Source organism: Paenibacillus radicis (ex Gao et al. 2016) (assembly GCF_014641555.1).
Classification (GTDB): domain Bacteria; phylum Bacillota; class Bacilli; order Paenibacillales; family Paenibacillaceae; genus Pristimantibacillus; species Pristimantibacillus radicis.
Genome location: NZ_BMHY01000001.1, coordinates 845,508 through 861,561, shown reverse-complemented (window position 1 = coordinate 861,561; position 16,054 = coordinate 845,508). Strand labels below are relative to the sequence as shown.

The following is a 16,054-nucleotide window of genomic DNA, read 5'->3' as shown; positions in this document are numbered from 1 at the left end:
AAACATCCATCTCCCAACCCGCAGTCTGGTAAACATGCGAATACATACGGTCTGCCATGCGGTTTTTACTTAAAATAATGCTAGATTGCGCATTGCTTCCAACACTTTTTCCTTATTCAGCATATAGAACTTTTCACCCGGAGGATTGATCGGCATCGCCGGTACATCCGGTGCGCAAAGTCTTTGAATCGGGGCGTCCAGCTCGAACAGAAGCTCTTCGGCAATAATCGCCGATACTTCAGCGCCAACGCCGCCGGTTTTATTGTCTTCGTGGACGATCAGCACTTTGCCCGTCTTGCGTACCGCTTCAAGGATCGCTTCTTTATCCAGCGGCTGAATCGTACGCAAATCGAGAATATGAGCGCTGATGCCTTCTTTCTCCAGTTCCTCGGCTGCTTGCTCCACAAATAAAAGCGGCATGCTGTAGCCGATAACCGTAATATCTTCCCCTTCACGAAGCACGTTGGCCTTGCCGATCGGAACGATATAATCATCTTCCGGCACTTCGCCCGTGATGAGCTTATAACTTTTCTTGTTCTCGAAATAAATGACGGGATCCGGGTCGCGGACGGCCGCTTTCAGCAGCCCTTTCGCATCGTATGCCCGGTACGGCGCAACGATCTTCAGTCCCGGCGTTCCGAAAAACACCGATTCCGGACATTGCGAGTGGTACAAGCCGCCAAAGATGCCGCCGCCGATTGGCGCGCGGATGACGACCGGACAACTCCAGTCATTGTTCGAACGATAGCGGATTTTGGCCGCTTCGCTAATAATTTGGTTCGTCGCCGGGAACATGAAGTCGGAATATTGCATTTCCGCAATCGGCTTCATGCCATACATGGCCGCACCGATCGCAACGCCGGCAATGGCCGATTCTGCGAGCGGCGTATCCATCACGCGCAGTTCTCCGAATTGATCCTGGAGCCCTTTCGTCGTCGTGAATACACCGCCCTTGACGCCAACATCCTCGCCAAGCACGAATACATCTTCGTCCCGCTCCATCTCTTCCTTCATCGCAAGACGTATTGCATCTATATATTCCATAACGGCCATCTGTTATCCCTCCCCTTGTCCGGCATCGTCGGCATACACATGGTGCAGTACCGATTCCGGCACCGGGAATGGTGCTTTGTCGCCGTATTCAGTCGCTTCGTCCACTTGCTTGCGGATAGCCGCAAGCAGCTCGGTGTCACGCTCTTCGTCCCAAATTCCGCATTCGATCAAATATTGCTTGAATTTCGGGATGCCATCCTTCTCGCGGTTCTCGTCTACTTCTTCCTTTGTCCGGTAAGCCAGATCATTATCGGAGGTTGAGTGCGGCGATAAACGATACATCATCGCTTCAATGAGCGTAGGCCCTTCACCGGCGATAGCACGCTCGCGCGCTTCTTTTACGATTCGGTATACTTCCAAAGCGTCATTGCCGTCTACGCGGATGCCCGGGAAGCCATAACCGATTGCACGGTCTGATACGCGTCCGCCCAATTGCTTGTGAACAGGTACAGAAATCGCATACTGATTGTTCTCGCACATCAGAATGACCGGCAGCTTATGGACGCCTGCAAAGTTGCACCCCTCGTGAAAGTCGCCTTGGTTGCTTGAGCCTTCGCCGAAAGTAACGAAGCTGACGATCGGCTTCTTCTTCATCTTGGCAGAGAGCGCGATGCCTACGGCATGAGGTACTTGCGTTGTCACCGGGCTGGAGCCCGTTACGATGCGCAGTCTCTTGCTGCCGAAGTGTCCCGGCATTTGACGCCCGCCGCTGTTCGGATCCTCCGCTTTAGCGAATACCGAGAGCATTAGCTCCTTAACAGTCATGCCAACGGCAAGGACAAAGCCGTAATCCCGATAGTACGGCAGGAAGTAGTCATTCTCCCGATCCAGCGCAAAAGCGGCTGCGACCTGCGCAACCTCTTGTCCAACGCCAGAAACATGGAAATTGATTTTGCCTGCCCGTTGAAGCAATAAATTGCGCTCGTCAAATTTTCTGGCCAGCTGCATCGTGGCATACATTTCTATGGCTTGCTCATGAGAAAGGCCTAACTCCGTATGTTGAAAGGTTTGTTTTGTTGATCCGGATTGGGTCATGAGGAATGCCTCCTTTAACCTACATTTATAACCAGGTACTAAGACTTGATATTATATATTATAAACCCATTCAGACGAAAAAGAAAACCTGACAAATGTAATAGATTTAACATGCACTTATCATATCGTCGTGCAAATTTAGAATGAGATCGCTTTGCCGTCAACCGCCAGCATCGCTTCGCCAAGCGCCTCTGACAGTGTCGGATGCGGGTGAATCATGCTTCCTACTTCCCATGGGGTGGCGTCGAGCACGCCTGCAAGCGCTGCTTCGGATATTAAGTCCGTTGCATGCGCGCCAATCATATGAACGCCGAGTATGTCATTGGTTTTACGGTCGGCAATCACTTTAACGAAGCCGTCAGTCTCACCAAGCACGATCGCTTTGCCGATGGCCTGGAACGGAATTTTGCCCGTTTTCACGTCATAACCCTTCGTTCTAGCCCCGTCCTCCGTTAAGCCGTAAGAGGCGATCTCCGGACGGGAATAAATACAGCGGGGGATGAGATGAGCAGGTGTAGCTGCTTTTTTCTCGCCAGCAATATGCTCAGCCGCATGCAAGCCTTCGTGGGCAGCCGCATGAGCCAGCTGCACCCCGCCAATGACGTCGCCAATCGCATAAATATGCGGCTCGCTCGTCTGGCCGAATTCATTGACGCGAATAAAGCCGTCCTTCGTTTTAATATCGGTGTTTTCCAGGCCGATGCCTTCAATATTTGCTTGTCGGCCTACAGAAAGCAGCAGTTTGTCCGCCGTCAGCAGCACTTTGCCGTCCGAAGTCTCAGCAGGAACGGTAATGCCGCCGCTGCCGGCTGCGAGTTCCTCTGTAATTAATTGTACGCTTGTCAACACGCGAACGCCCCGGCGCTTGAGCAATCGGGTGAGCTCGGCCGAAACTTCCGCATCTTCCCCAGGCAGCAATCGAATGCCGGATTCAACAAGCGTCACTTGAACGCCAAAGTCCTGCAGCATAGAAGCCCATTCCACGCCGATAACGCCGCCTCCGACGATTAGGATCGACTCCGGCAGTTTCTCCATCCGAAGCGCATCATCGCTAGTCAGAATGGTTTCACCGTCAGGCGTAACGCCCGGCAGCGTCCGCGGCCGGGAACCTGTAGCAATGATGAGATTGGTGGACACAATCGACTCCATCTCACCATCCGCCAGTTCTACCGCAAGCGAGCCGCTGCGTGGTGAGAAAATCGAAGGGCCGATTACCCGTCCCTTTCCTTGAATCACTTGAATGCTGTTCTTTCTCATCAAATGCTGCAAGCCTTTATAGAGCTGATCAACCGTCGCTTCCTTGCGTCCTTGCACTTTCGCGAAATCGAGCGCTACCGCGCCTTCCGCCAAAGTAATGCCATATGTATCCGCTTCGAGCAGCGTTGCGTAAACTTCCGCGCTGCGAAGCAGCGATTTGCTCGGTATGCATCCTTTATGAAGACATGTGCCGCCTAGCTTGTCCGCTTCTACGAGAGCCACGCTTTTGCCCAGCTGTGCAGCGCGTATCGCTGCCGTATATCCGCCGACGCCCCCGCCCAGAACTGCTACATCTACTTGTATCGCCATCTATGATTACCTCCACTCATTACGTTTGGTCACTTCACCTATTGTACCTTTTTTCATAGCTATTTACATCCCCATTTGCTGTCACCCCTTATCCGAAATAGACAGCCTCCGATGAAAAAGGTATCATAATGCTATTACATAGTCACAAGGAGAATAGCGTTTCATGAAATTGGTTGCTGCCCGTTTGATCGCCGTCCTATTTCTTGTCATTCCAGGCGTGCTCGCCTGCCTTGGCTTTCTTCGCATGAAGAACGCTTTGTTTCATTATTTTTCCGAATTCGGCAATGATGCCGTCGTTCCCGACTTTCAATGGCTCAGCTTTCTGCTCGGACTCGTTATGTTCGCCGCAGGAGTTGGCTTTATCGGCGGCTGGATCTTTTTCCGCGACCGCAAGCGCAACTATGTGGCAACCCGGTTCAAGGAAAAACGGCCGCGCCCGCCAAAGCCGCAAGCTTAAGCTTCCAATGTACGTTAAAAAAACGGATCGCAGTCGATGCTGCGGTCCGTTTTTTTATTGGTCTCTATTTCTTCAAATGATAAGGGACCGTCGTTACAATAACGTCCCGTCTGTATAGCAAGTGAGCCCGAAGCAATAAGCTGGATTGGTTATGCAAAATGTTATGCCATGCTTTCTTCGGAATGAACTGCGGGATAATGACAGTCACCTGATAGTTCGCTTCCCCCGCTTTGCGCTGTACCGTGTCAATAAATTTGGTCAGCGGCTCGATTAGACTCCGATAAGGCGAATGCAGCGTAACCAACCGCACATCCGGCTGCCATTTGCTCCACTTTTCCTCGAATATCGCTTCCTCTTCCCGCTCAAATGGAATATGAACGGCAATTATTTGGTGCGCAGACAGCGATTTTGCATAATTCAAAGAATTTTCGACGACATGCGTAATACCTGCCACAGGCACGATTATGACATTGCCTTCTATCGGTATAGACGGCTCGCAGGTCGTCGTACGCAGCTGATCGGCCACGGCTTCATAATGCTTTCTGATCCGGTAAAAGAACAATAGGATAAGCGGCAGAAACACCAGAATGGGCCAGACCTGACCGAACTTCGTAAGAAAAAACATCAGGCTGACGATCAAGCTGATTAACGCTCCGGTCGTATTAATAATGAACTTAGGCACCCAGCCAGTCGGCTTTTCCCGCAGCCATTTCACCATCATTCCCGTCTGCGAAAGGGTGAACGGAATAAACACGCCCACTGCGTACAATGGTATGAGCTGATCGGTGCGCCCTTCAAATGCAAGGATGAGCAGGATCGAGAGCAGCCCCAGACTAATGATACCGTTGGAGTAGCCTAACCGGTCCCCCCTAATCGTGAACATCCGCGGAATAAATTTATCTTTCGCCAAGTTAACTGCCAGCAGCGGAAATGCTGAATAGCCGGTGTTGGCCGCAAGAATCAGAATTAACGCTGTCGTTCCCTGGATGAAATAATACATAAAGTGACGCCCGAATACCTGCTCGGCAATATCCGACACAACGGTCACTTCCACCCTCGGACTAATACCGTAATAATACGCCAGAAATACGATGCCCGAGAGCAAAACAGCGAGCAGCGAGCCCATGGCGATTAACGTTTTAGCTGCATTATTCGGCGATGGCTGTTTGAAATTCGGAATGGCATTCGATATCGCTTCAACGCCGGTCAATGCCGAGCTGCCGGAAGCAAATGCTTTTAGTATTAGAAATAATCCGATCCCAGCAACCGGCGTGCCGATCGCGGTATGCAGTTCAGGTGACACTTGACCCGTCAATATCTTGAACAGACCAACGCCGATCAGCAGTACTAATGCGAAGACGAATAAATAGACGGGATAGGCTAATATGGAGGCGGACTCCGTTACTCCCCTCAAGTTAAGCGTCGTAATGAACAGAACAAACAGAATCGCGATTGGTACATTGTACGGATGCAGGCTTGGAAAAGCCGACGTAATCGCATCTGTACCTGCGGATACGCTGACGGCTACGGTCAATATATAGTCGACCAGCAGCGAGCCCCCGGCGACAAGACCGGAGAACATCCCGAGATTCTTCTTCGATACAACGTAAGCGCCCCCGCCATGCGGATAAGCGAAAATAATTTGCCGGTAAGAAAGGATAAGAGCGAGCAGCAGTACGAGCACGCCGATCGCGATCGGAATCGAATACCAGAAGGCCGCAGCGCCGACCGTCATCAGCACGATCAGGATTTGTTCCGGTCCATAAGCTACAGACGACAGTGCGTCCGAGGATAGGATGGCAAGCGCTTTTGTTTTATTTAGCTTTTGCTCGCCTAATTGTGTTGATTTTAAAGGTCTTCCAATTAAAAATCGTTTCAGGGAAGATAGCACTTCTTTCACCGCCGCATAGTTTAGTTTTTTTATAGTTCCCTTTACCTGAATGAACAATCCAGAACGGCCATCCCCCATTCGACGTATCCCTTTTTTTGCATACAAAAAACACAGGCAGGGAGCCTGTGTTTTTCACACCGGTTCACAACCCTCTCTCATTCAACGCTGACGAAGTTAGCTGACGGATTCGGACGGCGAGAGTCGCCCTACCTTATGCTTGCAGCATAAGGATTCACCCCGTATGGCGCACCTTAGGTTAAGGCGCGTCATGTTTGGTTCCCCCGTTTTCCTTGACGGAAATTTAGCGATAAGAATTGAACCCTATTCGGTTGATTACGGACTAATCTTACGCCTGCGGCCATCTAATGTAAAACCTGCTTTGCTTCGTTTTTCGTTCAATTCGGATTAGAAAACATGCGGAAAAGCGCTTACATAACAATGCCGCGCTCCAAAGCTTGAATTATTGCGATTTCTCGCTCACTATGAGAAGCGCCGCCGGTTTGGGAGTGTTCAACCTATCCCTAAACCGGCGGCACCTTCCGCTTATGACTATTTTGTTCGTACAGTTTCCTTCTCATTAAGCGTTTTCAAATAGTTAGCGATCACGCGGGATAACTGGTCCGGTGCCTCTACAAGACTCATATGCGCAACGCCCTCAAACGTATTTTCCGAAATATGCGGGTAATCGTACGTCGACTTATAAGCACCAAGCTCCGTCAGTGAGAATGTTGCGATTGGCGAGATGACATCATCCTTCGCACCCGCCACCAGCAGGATCGGGAAGCTTGCTTTAGCCAGTACCTTGCTTCGGTCCGGGCGCTGCATCATCCCTTCAAGCGTATGAATCGCTCCCTCGGGCTTCATCTGCTGTCCCGCCGATATGAACTCATCCACTTCCTCTTGCTTCTCGTCACGCTTGGACTCCAGAAACAGTTTCGGAATGAGTTCGCTGACATAAGCAGCGATCCCTTCTTCCCGGATTGTATCGATATCCTCCAGCCGCTTCTGCTTCATCGTTTCCGAATCCGGCAGTGCCGTCGAGTGAATGAGACCGAATCCCGCAAGCCGGTGCGGGTACTGCTCCGCAAAGGCCAGCGTTACATAGCCGCCGAGAGAATGACCGAACAGAGATGCTTTATGCAGGCCAAGCTTGTCCATCAAGCATAAAATATCGTCTGCCATCAGTTCCATCGTATAGGCTCCTTCAGGAGCAGTTGTCTCGCCGTGGCCGCGAAGCTGCGGCATAATAATGCGATAGTTATCGCTTAACAAAGGACAAACTTTATGCCAATAACGAGAAGAACCGCAGAAGCCGTGCAGGAAAATGATCGTCTTCTTGTTTCCGCTGCCGCACTCTTCATAGACCATATCGATGCCATTAACATGAACCGTATGTTTTTCCATCGATGAACACCATCCTTCTCTAATTTGGTTATGCAATTGTATATTCTCTTAAACGAATCGGATTGTATTGAAACAGTTTTCGGTCAAAGTTTTTACTGGCCTTTATAATGAAGTTTCATTTAATATGAAGGAATATGAATCGCTTCAATATAGGAGGCGCTTGCCTAATAGCTTTGCAAGGACTGGAGCGAGCAACAAATCTTGTTTTATCGAAATCGAAATGATAGAATGAAAATAAAACAATTCCCATTGGAAAGGTGTGTCTTAAATGACCCATATTGTAGAACAAATTTCCACAGAAGTTCAGTCTCACCGCAATGCTGAGCACGGAGTATCCTCACTGTTCCTCAACCGCTGGTCACCGCGCGCCTTTGATAGCCGCAAAGTAGCGGACGAAGATTTAAATGCAATTTTGGAAGCCGCTCATTGGGCACCTTCTTCCTTTAATGATCAGCCATGGAGATTTGTAGTGGCTAAGACGGAGGAGCAGCTGGCTGTATTCCATAACTTCTTGGGCGAGTTTAACCAAATTTGGGCTACAAAAGCGCCTGTACTCGTTCTCGTTGCTTCCGATACGAAACGTGAGAATGGTGATCCGAATGGCGCGCATGCCTTTGATGCAGGAACAGCATGGGGATATTTGGCGCTTGAAGCAACTCTTAAAGGACTTGCGGCGCATGCGATTGGCGGATTTGATCGTCAGCAAGCTAAAGCAGCTTTGAATTTGCCGGAGCAATTCGAGCTTCATGCCGTCATTGCGATTGGTTACCAAGGAGATAAAAGCAGTCTTCCTGCTCCAATTCAAGAAAGAGAAGTACCGAGCGGCCGGAAATCGCTTAGCGAAGTCGTTATCGAAGGTTCGTACAAGTAAGATCTTCATCCGAATTCATAACTAAGAAATCGAATGATTTGCCTTAAATGGTCTTCATCCTGAATGGGATGAGGACCATTTTTATTTTGATTATTTAAAGAAAATAGTTTCAACCTTCGCCATGACGGTTAATACAAAGCAAGCAACAACACACAACGCAGTGAAACTTAAACAGAAAGAAAGGTGGTTCCAATGTTGGGATGGGCATTATTATTTTTCATCTTCGCAATCGTCGCAGGCATATTCGGTTTTCTCGGCATAGCTTCCGCCCTGGCGGGAATAGCCAAGATCTTGTTTATCGTCTTCATCGTTCTTTTCATTGCATCGCTTATTCTGGGAAGACGACGAGCTTAACTGCAATTACGGTAACGGGTTAACTAAAATTAAAAATTACGAGGAGGAATTACAATGACAACAACTCAAACAACGAATCAAACGAAGGTCCACACGGTGAAAAGCATTGTCGAGGTTCAAGAGCAGGTATACCGCTTCCAGCGGGAGGGTTATGCGAAAGATAACATTTTCGTATTGACCCATGACAAAGACCGGACGGCTCGCATCGCAGACAACACGGATGCAGAGAAAATCGGCGTATCCGCAGAAGGCTTGGGTACGGCAATCGCCAACATTTTCCGCTCAAACGGCGACGAGCTTCGGGCTAAGATGAGATCGCTTGGTATCTCCAAGCAGTATGCTGAGCATCTTGAGTCGGAGATGGATCGCGATAAAATTTTGGTCATCGCCTGGGGCGGACGGGAATATATCGGAGATGAATTTGACCCTGCAGTCTACTACTATCCGCATTATATGATCTAATCCCCTTCCAAATCCATTTACGGAGCAAAGACCTATCCTCTCAGGGTAGGTCTTTGTACTATGATATAGTTATAAGACAGATTCCAACTTAAAGGGGCCTTTCTATGAGTATCATAATAGTAGACGATAATGCCACCAATCAGCTCATCATTAAAACGATTTTAAATAAAGCAGGTTATTCACAACTGAAAACCGCATCTTCCGCTCATGAGCTTTATGAGATGCTGGGCATTCACTCCGCCGTAATGAGGGAGCCCGATATCGAATTGATATTAATGGATATGATGATGCCCGACATCGACGGTCTGGAAGCATGCCGGGTGATTCAACAGGACACACGCTATAAGGATGTTCCGATCATCTTCGTCACTGCCGTCGGCGACTCCAACAAAATGGCCGAAGCTCTGGACGCCGGCGCGAGCGATTATGTCATGAAGCCAATCAATCGGATGGAGCTGCTGGCCCGTATTCGTTCGGCACTTCGGCTAAAGAAAGAAATCGATTGGCATAAAGAGCGGGACAAACGGATGAAATATAAGCTGGAGTTGGCCAAACAGGTTCAGCTTAGCGTGTTAAGCAAACCGATTGACGACGAGAACGTCTCGATCTATGCCGCCTATCAGCCCTCTTCAGAGCTTGCGGGCGATTTCTACGCCTGGTATCGCATTGACAAACATCGATACGGCGTTATTTTGCTGGACATGATGGGCCATGGCATCTCCTCCTCCCTTGTGTGCATGTACATTTCTTCTGTGCTGCGGGACACAATCACCCGCATTTCCGATATGGAGCAGGTCATGCTGGAGCTGAACCGGTATATGAATCAGCTTCATATGAAGGACGAACTGATCAATTACTATTTTACGGCGATCTATCTGGTGCTGGATACGGAGCGAAAAACGTTGGAGTACGTCAATGCCGGACATCCGACAGGTGTCGCCTTTGTCGACGGGGAAACTGTTCTGCTGGAGCAAAGCTGCGGTGCCATTGGATTGTTTGACAGCCTGAAAGTCGAGAAGAGAGAGCTCCGTTACGATCATGAGGTTGCGATTACGCTCTATACAGACGGCCTGATCGATTCCATAGACAATGGCAGGGAGATTCCGATCGAACGGCTCATCAAACAGTTCACTGAAGGACGGCATACGGAGCCCCATGAACTGGTACGGACAATCGTTCCCGTACCTTGCAATGGCATCCAAAAAGATGACATTTGCCTGGTCAAGCTGCAGACCAAATCAATAATTTCCGAATAACTGTTTCAAGCGGAGGAAAACGGGTTATTAGTTAACAGCAACCCATTACGCTGCTGGAGGAATTGCATATGAAGAATATCGTTCTGATTGGTTGTCTGTTAGGCGCGATTGTCAGCCAAATACCGGCTTCCGCTTCCATGCCCCCTTTGCAGGCAAGTAAGGGAGAGTCATACCCGCTTCTTTCTGTAAACGGGCTTACATTGGACGATGATCCGGCCACTGTAGAGGAAAAGCTCGGTAAGCCGCTCAACGTTACGCAGGATGAATGGTTGGCGGAGCTGCAAATTTACGATTATACAGGCATGGACATCGCGTTCCGTGACGGATGGCTTGATTATGTTGAGATTGCCGGAGACGCCGAACAGCTCCGCATAGACGGCAATGAACTACCGGCAACGGAGACGGCCATTAGAGAAGCGCTTGGCGAGCCGGACTTTATAGCTGAAGACGGCATCGTCTTTCAACGGAATGAAGCGCTGCTTAAGCTGTTTATCGACCCGGATACGGGCAAGCTGAAATCGATTGCCTATTACCATATCGCTTCTGTATAGCAGGGCAGCTGAATGCTGCCTTGCGCTTGTGTATATTGCAATCGATTGGTATGATTTTATTAAACTATGAGACCGGAGTGAAATGAATGAGAGTCGAACCGTTTCAGATTGAACAGCAAGAAACAACGAATGCTTATTTATTATCGTTAAGCGGAGAATTAGACTTGTCCGTCGTTCCTCAACTGCGAGCAGTACTGGAGCCGGTCGTCCATCAGACGGACCGAGAACTCATCCTGAACTTAAAGGATTTAACGTATATCGACAGTACCGGCATCGGTATCATCGTATCCGTCCTGAAAATTCGCGACGGTTTGAAAGCCCCTTTCTCCGTACAAAATATCCCGCCGTCTATTAAGCGGCTGTTTGATTTAACTGGCATATCCGCATATTTGACGGAAGGGACCGAGAATAAGGCATGAGCGAAATTCGACTGCAAATCCCTGCTCACGCAGATTATATCGATATTGTCCGGGTTTGCCTTTACGGCTTGGCCTCCAAGCTGCGGTTTTCTTATGAAGCCATTGAAGATATGAAGGTGGCCGTATCGGAGGCATGCAATAACGCTGTGCTTCATGGCGCTCAGCCCGATGGCACCATCTCGATCGTCTTTGCATCAGACGAGACTTCGTTGACTGTCAGAATCAGCAACGAAGGCCCTCCTTTTGTTTATTCGGACGCGATTAATGAGGCATCACCAATTCATGCTAAGGAAGTCGGCGATCTGCGTGTTGGCGGGTTAGGGCTTTATCTCATGCAAGCGCTGATGGACGAAGTGGACGTCATTGCGATTGACCACGGAACGGAAGTCGTGTTGACGAAATATTTGGATGCGCCGTCCTAGTAAGGAGCGCTTCAACGAATACGAAACAAAGGGTGACCCTGGAGCTATAGGCTCTAGGGTCACCCTTTGTTTGGTTATCCGCTCATATTTTACGAAATATCCGTTCGGCTGGAGCTAGCTCCTCATAGCTTGGCTTATAAGCAGCCAGCAAGGATTCCATGCTTCCTAATCCCAAAATGCCGCCTTCCGCCAGGCTATCGTAGAACAACTGATGTACGCGGTGCTGCAGTGTGGTATCGAAATAGATAAGCACGTTGCGGCAAAGAATGACGTGAAATTCATTAAACGTACTGTCTGTGGCCAAATTATGCTGGGCAAATACGATATGATCAGCTAGCTCCGGATGAAAAATCGCATATTCCCGATCTGTCGTGTAATAGGAGGAAAACTCCTTCATTCCGCCCGCCTGCAAATAGTTTTTCGTAAAGGATTGCATGCGCTTGAGCGGAAATTTCCCCTGCTTCGCTTTCTGTATCGCCTGCTCATTCATATCTGTCGCATAAATTTTAGTCCGGTGAAGCAGTCCCTCTTCCAGAAGCAAGATCGCCATAGAATACACTTCCTCGCCGGTAGAGCAGCCCGCATGCCATATCCGGATTTCTGATTTGTTGCGCAAGAGAGGAACAACCCGCTCTCGAAACAGCTGAAAAAAATCAGGATCGCGATACATTTCAGTTACTTTGATCGAAAAATCATTTGCCAGCAGATGAAAATAATCAGGTTCATGCAGCACTTTATCCAAGAGAGCCGTTATCGACGGCAAATTATCGAGATTGATCCGGCTCCAAACTCTTCTGCGGATCGAGGAGCGCAAATAGTGACGGAAATCATAACCGTAAGCCAGATAGATGCCCTCCAGCAGCAGTTGAATTTCAATGTCCTCCAAGGGCTGCTGCAGCTCCTCGCTTCCCTCTAATCCCTGACCAGCCTCAATGGAATCAAACTCACTCATTTGCCCACCTGTTTCGTCAGCCATACTCTCATAAGAGAGAATAGCTGCTCCATCTGGATCGGTTTGCTAATATAATCCGATGCTCCCGCTTCCAGACATTTCTCACGATCGCTCTTCATCGCTTTCGCGGTAAGCGCGATAATCGGCAGCTCCTGCAGGATCGGCTGCTTGCGAATCTCACGCATCGTCTCAAAGCCGTCCATAAGCGGCATCATGATGTCCATCAGCACCAGATCGAAACCTTTGTCCTTCTCCAAAATGTCCATGCAGCGCTTGCCATTGCCCGCTACCGTCACTTCGATGTTATGCTGCTCCAAAGCACTCGACAACGCGTATACATTTCTTGCATCGTCCTCTACGAGCAATATCCTTTTCCCGCTGAAAATCGATGTTTCCCCTTTTTCCGTCTCCATCCGATTGAAATCTTCTTCGAGAGGTTCCTCATACTGCTCATGCGGTGGAACGTAATCAATTGCTGCAGCTGCTTCTTGACTGGCGCTCACAATCGTCTCGACAGCATCCCGGTTCAAATTAGGCAAATAAAGCGTAAAGGTGCTGCCTTCGCCAGGGGCGCTCTCCAGTTGGATACTGCCGCCTAGTAGCTTAGCAAACTCATTACAAATAGAAAGACCAAGTCCGGTACCGCCATACTGGCGATTTGTCTCACCGTCCACCTGCTGGAACGCTTCGAATATGAGCTGCTGCTTGTCCGCAGGAATGCCGATGCCGGTGTCCGTTACCGAAATAGCCAGCCAAGCATCGTCTCCCTGCCGCTTCCGCAGCTGCCCCGCTTTCCTTGGATCAGCTAACGCAAGCTTTAACTCGACAGAGCCGCTTTCGGTGAATTTAAACGCATTGGACAGTAAATTGTTCAAAATCTGCTGCAGCCGCTGCCCGTCTGTGTGCCATAGATTTGGAAGTTCAGATTCTGCATGAACGGTGAACGCCAATCCTTTCTGAGCGGCGATTGGATCAAACACGGGCTTCATCAGCTCGGGAATTTCAGTCAAATTCACTTCATCTACCGTCAGGATGACCTTGCCCGCCTCAATTTTCGATAAGTCCAAGATATCGTCGATCAGCTTCAACAGATCCTGACCTGACGTATGGATGACACTTGCATAACCGGCTTCATCTTCGCTTAAATGAGCATGCTCATTCTCAGAGAGCAGTTGCGACAGGATCAATATGCTGTTCAATGGAGTCCGCAGCTCATGCGACATATTGGCCAGAAAATTCGTTTTGTACTGACTGCTTTGCTTCAATTTCTCCGAATAGATTTCCAGCTCCCGCTTCGCCTTCTCCAGCTCTTTCGTCTTTTGCTCGGCGAATAGGTTCTGCTCCTCCAAATGCTCGGTCGTCATCTTCATTTCTTCCTGCTGCATTTGCAGCTCCTCCGACTGCGTCTGAAGCTCCTCGGTCTGCGCCTGAAGCTCTTCCGTCAGCACTTGGGATTCGCTTAGCAGCCGTTCGACCTCCATCCGGCCCGCCACATTGTTGACGGCGATGCCAAAGTCCTTCTCGATTTCCTCCAGCAGCTTCAGATGCTGCGCGGTGAAGGGCTCGATTGAAGCAAACTCGATAACGGCCTCGACCTTTTCTTCAAATTCGATTGGGACGATTAGAATACTTTGTGGCTCTATCGTACCTAGCCCTGAAGTAATGACGGCGGAATGGTTTTCCGGCTGATTCAGCAGGAAGACGCGTTTTTCCAGCGCGCATTGCCCGATAAGCCCTTCCCCCATCCGGAAGCTAGCCACGCCCTTCTCATCGCCATAGCTGGCGTAAGAGGCCGTTTTCACTAACAACTGCTGGCTGCCAGTCCCTTTCCGCAAATAAAAGACGCCGTAAGAGGCATTCACCATCGGAGCTACTTTCGATAGAAAAGATTGCGCCAGCGTCGATAAATCATTAATGCCTTGATTCATTGTGGCTACTTCAGCCACCTTGGTCTGAATCCAATTTTGCGATTCAAGAGTCGACAGCAAACGATTGGTCGCGTCGCCCAGTTCCTTGATTTCATCCCTGGTGTTCACCTTTATTCGAGTCGTTAGATCCCCGCCGGCCGAAGCGATTTCGGTAATCGTTTTGGCGACCTGCTTAATCGTTCGGACAATCGACCCGGAGACGAATGCAACGATCATAAAAGCGATGACTGTTACGATAATAAGCATGATATAGATGCCGATCGTCAACAATTGATTGCGGTTCTCCAACGCGATAATATGCAGCTTTGTCGCTTGAATCTGTTTGCTTCTTAACGATTCAAATTGGCTCCTCAACTGATCGATATACGTTTTTCCAACATCCTCTTGAAAGAAAGCGACAATATCATTCGTCCGATTTTGCTTTTTCATCGTAATGGTAGGCTCGGCAGCCGTGTCAATCCAATTCACAATCGTCAGCTTGATTTCCTCCAGATCCCGCTGCGTTGAGGGATCGTTGGCCAGATAAGCGTACAGGCTGTTAAAATTGGCTTCCCATTGGGATTTCCCTTTATTGTAGGGCGACAAATAAGCTTCGTCCCCTGTAAGGATATAGCCACGCTGCCCGGATTCCATGCTTATGGCGTCATATTGAATGGAAGCTATGAAATTATGAATGTCGATATCGCGGCTCGTTATCGTCTCTACTTCATCCTGCAAGGCGGAGATTCGATCGGTTACGACGACAATGGCTACGCCAAGACAACAGATGATAAGAAAATATCCGATTGCGATTTTGGTGCGGATATTGAACTTGATATTCCGAAACATAGGTTCTCCTTCTCTATCCAGACTTGTCCTTCCAGTATACCACCAACTCTCTTCTAATTCTTGCTGTTTCAAAACCTTCCCATGCGGGTAACTAATGAAAAAAGAGGAAGTGATGCAAAATGGATCTGTTTATTCAAATTAGTGTTGCCGTTATCGCCGTCGCCTTCATTATCCTCATGTACTCGATTATTCAGACGATGAAAGTGTTGAAAGCGACTTTGGACGAAGTGCGGCTAACCGTTGGTCAGCTAAGAACGGATGTCTCCCAAATTACAGTAGACGTGAAAGAAATGATTCATAATACGAATGCAATGACGCTAGACGTTCGCGGTAAGTTAAGTGCATTGGACGTCGTATTCACTACCGTAAACGATATCGGACATGCTCTTCACAGCTTTACCGGCGTCGTCAAGCAATCGGCGGCCAGTGTCGTCTCTTCGATCAAAGCAGAAGATCGCCCGGCAGCAATCGAATCTAAAAGAGAGCATCAGGGCTCTTCCCATCATATCGCAAGTGCAGTTATCGATGGCGTTTCCTCTTCGTTGCGGATCTGGAATAAAATCAAAAAAATATAAGCTATAATAGGAAACAGGAACAGAGAGGGT

Annotated in this window: 16 protein-coding genes and 1 riboswitch; of the genes, 9 read left to right on the top strand and 7 right to left on the bottom strand. The window is 49.0% G+C overall.

What is annotated here, in order from left to right:
* Positions 1-69: 69 nt before the first annotated feature.
* The 3 genes from IEX98_RS03800 to lpdA form a co-directional block, all read right to left on the bottom strand.
* Entirely contained in the window at positions 70-1,053 is a 984-nt protein-coding gene (locus IEX98_RS03800) for an alpha-ketoacid dehydrogenase subunit beta (protein ID WP_188887575.1), read from the bottom strand.
* A 3-nt stretch (positions 1,054-1,056) separates the two neighbouring features.
* Complete coding sequence (locus tag IEX98_RS03795) at positions 1,057-2,088, bottom strand: thiamine pyrophosphate-dependent dehydrogenase E1 component subunit alpha (protein ID WP_188887574.1); 1,032 nt, start codon at positions 2,086-2,088, stop codon at positions 1,057-1,059.
* A gap of 138 nt (positions 2,089-2,226) precedes the next feature.
* Positions 2,227-3,654, bottom strand: coding sequence for a dihydrolipoyl dehydrogenase (gene lpdA / locus IEX98_RS03790; protein ID WP_188887573.1), 1,428 nt, complete (start codon positions 3,652-3,654; stop codon positions 2,227-2,229).
* A gap of 163 nt (positions 3,655-3,817) precedes the next feature.
* On the opposite strand from lpdA, the gene IEX98_RS03785 reads away from it, so the two are divergent.
* The gene (locus tag IEX98_RS03785) at positions 3,818-4,111 is read left to right on the top strand and encodes a DUF2627 domain-containing protein (protein WP_188887572.1); all 294 of its coding nucleotides are present in this window, start codon (positions 3,818-3,820) and stop codon (positions 4,109-4,111) included.
* Positions 4,112-4,175: 64 nt separating this feature from the next.
* Here the strand turns inward: IEX98_RS03785 and IEX98_RS03780 are convergent, their stop codons facing one another.
* Together IEX98_RS03780 and IEX98_RS03775 are read right to left on the bottom strand one after the other, a co-directional pair.
* On the bottom strand, positions 4,176-6,002 hold the full coding sequence (locus tag IEX98_RS03780) for an APC family permease (RefSeq protein WP_188887959.1): 1,827 nt from the start codon (positions 6,000-6,002) through the stop codon (positions 4,176-4,178).
* A 147-nt stretch (positions 6,003-6,149) separates the two neighbouring features.
* A riboswitch (cyclic di-AMP (ydaO/yuaA leader) is annotated at positions 6,150-6,319 on the bottom strand.
* A gap of 232 nt (positions 6,320-6,551) precedes the next feature.
* Positions 6,552-7,406 carry an alpha/beta fold hydrolase gene (locus tag IEX98_RS03775; RefSeq protein ID WP_188887571.1) on the bottom strand — a complete coding sequence of 285 codons (855 nt, stop codon included), beginning with the start codon at positions 7,404-7,406 and terminating at the stop codon, positions 6,552-6,554.
* A 268-nt stretch (positions 7,407-7,674) separates the two neighbouring features.
* On the opposite strand from IEX98_RS03775, the gene IEX98_RS03770 reads away from it, so the two are divergent.
* From IEX98_RS03770 to rsbW, 7 genes are all read left to right on the top strand, one after another.
* Positions 7,675-8,277 carry a nitroreductase family protein gene (locus IEX98_RS03770; RefSeq protein WP_188887570.1) on the top strand — a complete coding sequence of 201 codons (603 nt, stop codon included), beginning with the start codon at positions 7,675-7,677 and terminating at the stop codon, positions 8,275-8,277.
* A gap of 192 nt (positions 8,278-8,469) precedes the next feature.
* Positions 8,470-8,631: a DUF1328 domain-containing protein gene (locus IEX98_RS03765; RefSeq protein ID WP_188887569.1), complete on the top strand. Its 162-nt coding sequence runs from the start codon at positions 8,470-8,472 to the stop codon at positions 8,629-8,631.
* A gap of 54 nt (positions 8,632-8,685) precedes the next feature.
* Positions 8,686-9,093 (top strand): general stress protein, encoded by a 408-nt coding sequence (locus IEX98_RS03760; RefSeq protein ID WP_188887568.1) that lies wholly within the window; start codon positions 8,686-8,688, stop codon positions 9,091-9,093.
* Between the two features lie 104 nt (positions 9,094-9,197).
* Positions 9,198-10,349, top strand: coding sequence for a SpoIIE family protein phosphatase (locus IEX98_RS03755; RefSeq protein WP_188887567.1), 1,152 nt, complete (start codon positions 9,198-9,200; stop codon positions 10,347-10,349).
* Between the two features lie 68 nt (positions 10,350-10,417).
* Entirely contained in the window at positions 10,418-10,900 is a 483-nt protein-coding gene (locus IEX98_RS03750) for a hypothetical protein (protein ID WP_188887566.1), read from the top strand.
* 86 nt (positions 10,901-10,986) lie between these two features.
* Positions 10,987-11,319 (top strand): STAS domain-containing protein, encoded by a 333-nt coding sequence (locus IEX98_RS03745; RefSeq protein ID WP_188887565.1) that lies wholly within the window; start codon positions 10,987-10,989, stop codon positions 11,317-11,319.
* On the top strand, positions 11,316-11,741 hold the full coding sequence (gene rsbW, locus IEX98_RS03740) for an anti-sigma B factor RsbW (protein ID WP_188887564.1): 426 nt from the start codon (positions 11,316-11,318) through the stop codon (positions 11,739-11,741). The genes IEX98_RS03745 and rsbW overlap by 4 nt, the downstream gene beginning before the upstream one ends.
* A gap of 82 nt (positions 11,742-11,823) precedes the next feature.
* On the opposite strand, the gene IEX98_RS03735 is transcribed toward rsbW, so the two are convergent.
* Entirely contained in the window at positions 11,824-12,693 is an 870-nt protein-coding gene (locus tag IEX98_RS03735) for a CheR family methyltransferase (protein ID WP_188887563.1), read from the bottom strand.
* Complete coding sequence (locus IEX98_RS03730) at positions 12,690-15,449, bottom strand: ATP-binding protein (RefSeq protein ID WP_188887562.1); 2,760 nt, start codon at positions 15,447-15,449, stop codon at positions 12,690-12,692. The genes IEX98_RS03735 and IEX98_RS03730 overlap by 4 nt, the downstream gene beginning before the upstream one ends.
* A gap of 119 nt (positions 15,450-15,568) precedes the next feature.
* On the opposite strand from IEX98_RS03730, the gene IEX98_RS03725 reads away from it, so the two are divergent.
* Positions 15,569-16,024 carry a DUF948 domain-containing protein gene (locus IEX98_RS03725; RefSeq protein WP_188887561.1) on the top strand — a complete coding sequence of 152 codons (456 nt, stop codon included), beginning with the start codon at positions 15,569-15,571 and terminating at the stop codon, positions 16,022-16,024.
* Positions 16,025-16,054: the final 30 nt, after the last annotated feature.

What these genes read in the sequence shown, in the direction of transcription:
- IEX98_RS03785 (WP_188887572.1), top strand. Translation starts at nt 3,818, where the DNA reads ATGAAATTGGTTGCTGCCCGTTTGATCGCCGTCCTATTTCTTGTCATT.
- IEX98_RS03755 (WP_188887567.1), top strand. Translation starts at nt 9,198, where the DNA reads ATGAGTATCATAATAGTAGACGATAATGCCACCAATCAGCTCATCATT.
- IEX98_RS03730 (WP_188887562.1), bottom strand. Translation starts at nt 15,449, where the DNA reads ATGTTTCGGAATATCAAGTTCAATATCCGCACCAAAATCGCAATCGGA.
- IEX98_RS03775 (WP_188887571.1), bottom strand. Translation starts at nt 7,406, where the DNA reads ATGGAAAAACATACGGTTCATGTTAATGGCATCGATATGGTCTATGAA.
- IEX98_RS03765 (WP_188887569.1), top strand. Translation starts at nt 8,470, where the DNA reads ATGTTGGGATGGGCATTATTATTTTTCATCTTCGCAATCGTCGCAGGC.
- IEX98_RS03770 (WP_188887570.1), top strand. Translation starts at nt 7,675, where the DNA reads ATGACCCATATTGTAGAACAAATTTCCACAGAAGTTCAGTCTCACCGC.
- IEX98_RS03735 (WP_188887563.1), bottom strand. Translation starts at nt 12,693, where the DNA reads ATGAGTGAGTTTGATTCCATTGAGGCTGGTCAGGGATTAGAGGGAAGC.
- IEX98_RS03750 (WP_188887566.1), top strand. Translation starts at nt 10,418, where the DNA reads ATGAAGAATATCGTTCTGATTGGTTGTCTGTTAGGCGCGATTGTCAGC.
- IEX98_RS03795 (WP_188887574.1), bottom strand. Translation starts at nt 2,088, where the DNA reads ATGACCCAATCCGGATCAACAAAACAAACCTTTCAACATACGGAGTTA.
- lpdA (WP_188887573.1), bottom strand. Translation starts at nt 3,654, where the DNA reads ATGGCGATACAAGTAGATGTAGCAGTTCTGGGCGGGGGCGTCGGCGGA.
- IEX98_RS03800 (WP_188887575.1), bottom strand. Translation starts at nt 1,053, where the DNA reads ATGGCCGTTATGGAATATATAGATGCAATACGTCTTGCGATGAAGGAA.
- IEX98_RS03760 (WP_188887568.1), top strand. Translation starts at nt 8,686, where the DNA reads ATGACAACAACTCAAACAACGAATCAAACGAAGGTCCACACGGTGAAA.
- IEX98_RS03725 (WP_188887561.1), top strand. Translation starts at nt 15,569, where the DNA reads ATGGATCTGTTTATTCAAATTAGTGTTGCCGTTATCGCCGTCGCCTTC.
- IEX98_RS03745 (WP_188887565.1), top strand. Translation starts at nt 10,987, where the DNA reads ATGAGAGTCGAACCGTTTCAGATTGAACAGCAAGAAACAACGAATGCT.
- rsbW (WP_188887564.1), top strand. Translation starts at nt 11,316, where the DNA reads ATGAGCGAAATTCGACTGCAAATCCCTGCTCACGCAGATTATATCGAT.